This is a genomic window from Falsiroseomonas oryziterrae, from assembly GCF_021864505.1.
GTDB classification, from domain to species: Bacteria; Pseudomonadota; Alphaproteobacteria; order Acetobacterales; family Acetobacteraceae; genus Falsiroseomonas; species Falsiroseomonas oryziterrae.
In genome coordinates this window covers 1-4,857 of the sequence record NZ_JAKJIB010000315.1, presented here as the reverse complement: position 1 = coordinate 4,857, position 4,857 = coordinate 1, and the positions used below count along the sequence as shown (strand labels likewise).

Here is a 4,857-nt window from a genome sequence, read left to right as displayed (position 1 = left end):
GGCCCAACGGTCGCGCCGGAGGCGGTCCACCCGGCCCCGCCAGGACGCCCCAGAGCAGCGCGCCGAGAAGAAGGGCACCTGCGGCGACCACCCAGCGCGACCGGCGCCGCACGCGGCGCCCTCGCCGCTCACCGGCAACCAATCTCTCTTGCGGCATGTCCCGAACCCGTCCGCGGCGGGCGGCGCGCCCCTGCGCTGCGCCCCTGCCCAACCGAAACGTGCTGCCCGCGCGCAGGTTCCCAACCCGCGCATGCGCGAACGCCCCGGGTGTGCAACCCCGGGGCGTCGGCCCGATCCGGTGGACTCGCGTGGACGGCGCGGTCAGCCGCGCCCGTCGCGCTCCGCCTGCGACTGCGCGGCCAGGGCGCGCGCCATCTGGCTCAGCGCCTCCTGGTGCTTCTCGTTGTCGATCAGCGCGAAGTTGCGCGCGAGTTCCAGGCACATGCGCTGCCGCGGGCTCGCCTCGTGGCTTTCCGCCTCGGGCGTGAGCCCTTCGAAGAACCACGACACCGGCACGCCCAGCACCTGGCCGATCTCGAACAGGCGCCCGGCCGAGATGCGGTTCAGCCCCCGCTCGTACTTGTGGGCCTGCTGGTAGGTGACGCCGATCATCTTCGCGAGCTGCTGCTGGGAGAGTCCCATCATCACGCGCCGCTCGCGGATCCGCGCGCCGACGTGGCGGTCGGCCGCGTTGGCGCGCTGGCCCGGACGCTCGGCGGACCCGCTGCCGCCGGCTCGGCGCTCGGTCTCTGCAATGGCCATCTTCTTCACGTCCCTGCCCGGTTGATCACCGACGCCTGCAATGCTCCAGCAGCGCATGCGTTCCACCGGCGCGTGCATGACAAGCGCGTGAGTTTCGCCTTCTCCGGGAACACACTAGTGCGTCACCGCGCCTCGTCCATCAGGATCAGGCCCTGGCTTCCGTGAAAACGACACGCCAGAGCGGCCAGGTCAGCGCCAGCGCCAGCAGGCCCTGGAGGCCGACCAGGACGGTCGCCGGGCCGGCGCCGAGCCATTCAGCCAGCAGCCCGATCTGCAGGAACCCCAGCGGTCCGGTCCCGATCGCGGTGGAGAGCGCACCGAGCGCCCGCCCCCGCGCCTCGGGCGGCACGGCCAGGTAGCTCAGCGTCGCCTGCATCGTCGCGAAGCCCGCCCCGGCGATCCCGCTGACCAGCAGCGCGGCGCCGGCCGGCACCGCACCGGGCGCCAGGGCGAAGGCGACCATCGCGGCAAGGTAGAGCGCCGTTCCGGCCACGTAGATCGCGGGGTAGATGCCCGGACGCGCCAGCGCCCCGATCAGCGCCGCGCCGGCGAGCGCGCCGACCCCCTCCATGCTGGCCAGCACCCCGATCGCGGACGCGCCGAGACCGAGGCCGGCCTGGCCGATCACCGGGATCATGCTGGTGCAGGGCCAGGCGAAGAGGTTGAACACCACCGTCACCACCAGCACGGCGCGCAGGCGCTCGTTGCGGGCCGCCAGCCCGACGCTGTCCCGCATGCCGCGCAGGATCGGCTCGCCACGGCTCTCGCCCACGGTCGCGCCGACGCCGATGCGCCAGGCGATGGCGATCGCGACGAGGTAGAGCAGCAGCGACAGGCAGAAGGCCGCGTGCGGGCCGAAGGCGGCAAGCAGCGCGCCGCCGAGCGCCGGGCCGCTGACCCGGCTGGCATTGTTGCCGAGCACGTCGAGCGACATGGCCGGCCCCATCCGCGCCGCGCCGACCGCCTCGCCGACCATCATGCGCCGGACCGGGTTGTCGGTCGCCCAGCCGAGGCCACCGACGAAGCACGCGACCGCCACCTGCCAGACCTCGAGCGCGTCCATCGCGGCCAGCACGGCCATCGTCCCCACCGCCGTCGCCTGCAGGGCGAGGATGAAGCGCAGCGAGATCCGGCGCGGCAGGCGCTCCGCCAGCACCGCGACCAGCATGCCGAACAGGCCCATCGGCGCCAGGCGCAGCAGCGTCATCGCCGCGACCAGCAGCGCGGAGCCGGTGGCCTGGAAGACCACCACGCCGACCACCAGCATCTCGAGCCAGCGCGCGACGGAGACCGCGAGGCCGACGAGCCAGAGCCGCCGGAATTCCGGCAAGGCGAGGACGTTGCGTCCCGCGTCCAACGTTTCCACCCGGTGCAGTAGCGGGCGGAAGCTTCGCAGCGCCGGCCGCCGCCCTCAATAGCCGGGCGCCATCACCTCGGCCTAGCCGGGCACCTCGTCCGCCGTGACGATGCGGCCATCCTCCATCGCCACGATGCGGTCGGCGATGTCGAGGATGCGCGGGTCGTGGGTGACGAGCAGGATCGGCACGCCGCGCGACTTGGCCAGGTTGCGCAGCAGCTGCACCACCTCGTGCCCGCTGACCTTGTCGAGTGCGGCCGTCGGCTCGTCCGCCAGCACGAGGCCAGGCTCGGTCGCCAGCGCGCGCGCCACCGAGACGCGCTGCCGCTGCCCGCCGGAGAGCTTGGCCGGCAGCCGGTCCTCGTGCCCGGCAAGGCCGACCGCGGCCAGCAGTTCGCCGGCACGCGCGAGTCGCGCGCCCTCACTCGTGGCGCCGTCCTGCTCCAGCGCCATCGCGACGTTCTGCCGCGCGGTGAGGAAGCCGAGAAGGTTGTGGTTCTGGAAGATGAAGCCGATGCGCCGCCGAAGGTTGACGCGCGCGCGTTCCGACGCGCCGTTCAGCTCGACGCCGAGCACGCGCGCGCTGCCCTCCTGCATCGCGCGCAGCGCGCCGATCAGGGTCAGCAGCGTCGTCTTGCCGCTGCCCGACGGCCCGGTCAGCAGCACGATCTCGCCGGCGCCGACCGTCAGGTCCACCTCGCGCAGCACCGGCCGCCGCAGCTCGCCCTCGCCATAGGCGTATCCCACGCCGCGCAGCTCGACGGGGTTCACGAGCGCCCCGCAATGACGACGCGATCATGCGCCCCGCGTGCAACGCGGGGCGAGCGGCCGAATGGCCGCCGCGCGCAGACCGGCAGTGCCGCCGGGGAGTCCAGTCGCCCGCGCGAAGCCAAGGCCGCGGAGCGGCCGCCCGGCGCCTGAGGGCACAGATATCTCATCAAAACATATCCGCCGGATTGGCATCGCGCAGCTTGCGCACGGCGAGCAGGCCCGCGATCGCGCACATGCTGAAGATCATCCCGAACACCGTCAGCGCCAGCGCCGGTTCCATGCGCAGCGGCAGGAAGGTCGCGCTGCCCACCAAGTCGTAGAGGAAGGTCGACAGCGCGAGCCCCGGCAGGAACCCCGCGATCGCCAGGATCAGCGCCGCGCCCAGCACCACGCGCGCCAGGTAGAAGCCCGAATAGCCCATCGCCTTCAGCGTCGCGTATTCCTTCAGGTGGCTCGCCACGTCGCTGAACAGGATCTGGTAGACGATCACCATCCCGACCACGAGGCCCATCAGGCTGCCGAAGGTGAAGATGAAGCCGATCGGCGTCGCGTTCTCCCAATAGCCGCGCTCATGCGCGTTGAGCTCCGCCTGCGTCAGCACCATCACGTCGGGCGGCAGCACCTCGCGCAGCCGCTGCTGCGTGGCGACGAGGTCGGCACCGGGGCGCAGCTTGATCGCGACGAGGTCCACGGCGGAGGGCTGCCGCTGCGTCGCGATGCGCCGGAAGTTCACCTCCGACAGCACGAGGTTGCCGTCGGCGCCAAAGCTCGGCCCGATCTCCACCAGCCCGACCACGGTCACCTTGCGGTTGCCGACCTCCACCTCGAAGGGCCCGCGCTCCGCCAGCAGCCGCCCGATGTCGCCGAATTCAGGGCGCGAGCGGACGTCGAAGGCGACGGTGTCGGCCGGCTTCAACGGATCGACCAGCGGCGCGAGGCCGGGGAAGTCCAGCACGCCGGCCGCCGTGTCCACGCCGATCAGCTGGATCGCCCGCCGCGTCCCGTCCACCGGATTCCGCCACGTCGCCTGCGCCAGGTAGACCGGCACGGCGCGATCCACCTCCGGCAGCGCCAGCGCCTGCTGCGCGCGCACGCGCGGCAGCGGCTCGGGCCGGAAGCTCGCCGTGGTCATCGGATGCATCAGGAACAGGTCGCCGCGCATGCTGCCGATCAGGTTCGTCGCACTCTCGAACAGCGCATTGCGGAAGCCGAGCTGCATGAAGACCAGCACGCAGGCGAAGAGCACGCCCGCGATCGCCGAGGCCAGCCGCGCCTTCTCGCTGCGCAGCTGCCGCCAGGCGAGGCGCAGCGCGAACAGCGTCGCGGCGCCGAAGCCGGGCGCGTTGCGCGCCGGCGCGGCGCGCGACACCGACTCGCCCATCCGCTCGGGCGCCCAGGGCAGCAGCTTGGCGGGATCCGGCACCTCGTTCATGGCCGGATCGCCACCTGGACCTGCATGTTGGATCGCCGCGACAGCGCCTGCACCGCCTCCGGCGCCAGCGCCAGCCGCACCTCGACGGTGCGCCCATCCACCGCCGCGACGGGATCCGTCCCGGCCTGCGTCGTACGGCGCACCTGCCAGCCGATCTCGCGCACCGTCGCGGGGAAGCGCGCCGCCTCGCCCGGCACCACCACCTCGGCCGGTGCGCCGAGCCGCAGCCGCGGCAGGTCCGTCTCATAGACATCCGCGACGACATCCATGCGCGAGAGATCCGCGATCTCCACCACGCCGTCGTTCGGCGCGCGCTCGCCCGCGCGCGCGATCACCCGGATCACCGTGCCGCTGATCGGCGCGGTCAGTCGCGCCAGCGCCGCCTCGGCGCGTGCACGTGCGAGCGTCGCCTCGGCCGCGGCGAGTTCCGCCTCGCCCAGCGCGACATCCTCCGGCCGCGGGCGCGACAGCGTCTCGAGCACCGCCTCCGCCTCGATGCGCTCGGCCCGCGTGCGGTTGGCGATGAAGCGGGCGC

Annotated in this window: 5 protein-coding genes; all 5 read right to left on the bottom strand. The window is 73.0% G+C overall.

Features of this window, described 5'->3' with window-relative positions; all coding sequences use genetic code 11:
* Positions 1 to 321 precede the first annotated feature (321 nt).
* Positions 322 to 762, bottom strand: a complete 441-nt coding sequence (locus L2I40_RS19085; RefSeq protein ID WP_272910987.1) for a helix-turn-helix domain-containing protein — start codon at positions 760 to 762, stop codon at positions 322 to 324.
* Positions 763 to 907: 145 nt separating this feature from the next.
* Positions 908 to 2,119 carry an MFS transporter gene (locus L2I40_RS19080; protein ID WP_237216770.1) on the bottom strand — a complete coding sequence of 404 codons (1,212 nt, stop codon included), beginning with the start codon at positions 2,117 to 2,119 and terminating at the stop codon, positions 908 to 910.
* A gap of 81 nt (positions 2,120 to 2,200) precedes the next feature.
* A complete protein-coding gene (locus L2I40_RS19075) occupies positions 2,201 to 2,890 on the bottom strand; it encodes an ATP-binding cassette domain-containing protein (RefSeq protein ID WP_237216769.1) in 690 nt (229 codons plus the stop codon).
* A 166-nt stretch (positions 2,891 to 3,056) separates the two neighbouring features.
* Positions 3,057 to 4,322, bottom strand: a complete 1,266-nt coding sequence (gene devC / locus L2I40_RS19070) for an ABC transporter permease DevC (RefSeq protein ID WP_237216768.1) — start codon at positions 4,320 to 4,322, stop codon at positions 3,057 to 3,059.
* On the bottom strand, positions 4,319 to 4,857 hold a 539-nt coding region (locus tag L2I40_RS19065; protein ID WP_237216767.1), incomplete at its 5' end, for an efflux RND transporter periplasmic adaptor subunit. The genes devC and L2I40_RS19065, both read right to left, overlap by 4 nt.

What these genes read in the sequence shown, in the direction of transcription:
- L2I40_RS19085 (WP_272910987.1), bottom strand. Translation starts at nt 762, where the DNA reads ATGGCCATTGCAGAGACCGAGCGCCGAGCCGGCGGCAGCGGGTCCGCC.
- devC (WP_237216768.1), bottom strand. Translation starts at nt 4,322, where the DNA reads ATGAACGAGGTGCCGGATCCCGCCAAGCTGCTGCCCTGGGCGCCCGAG.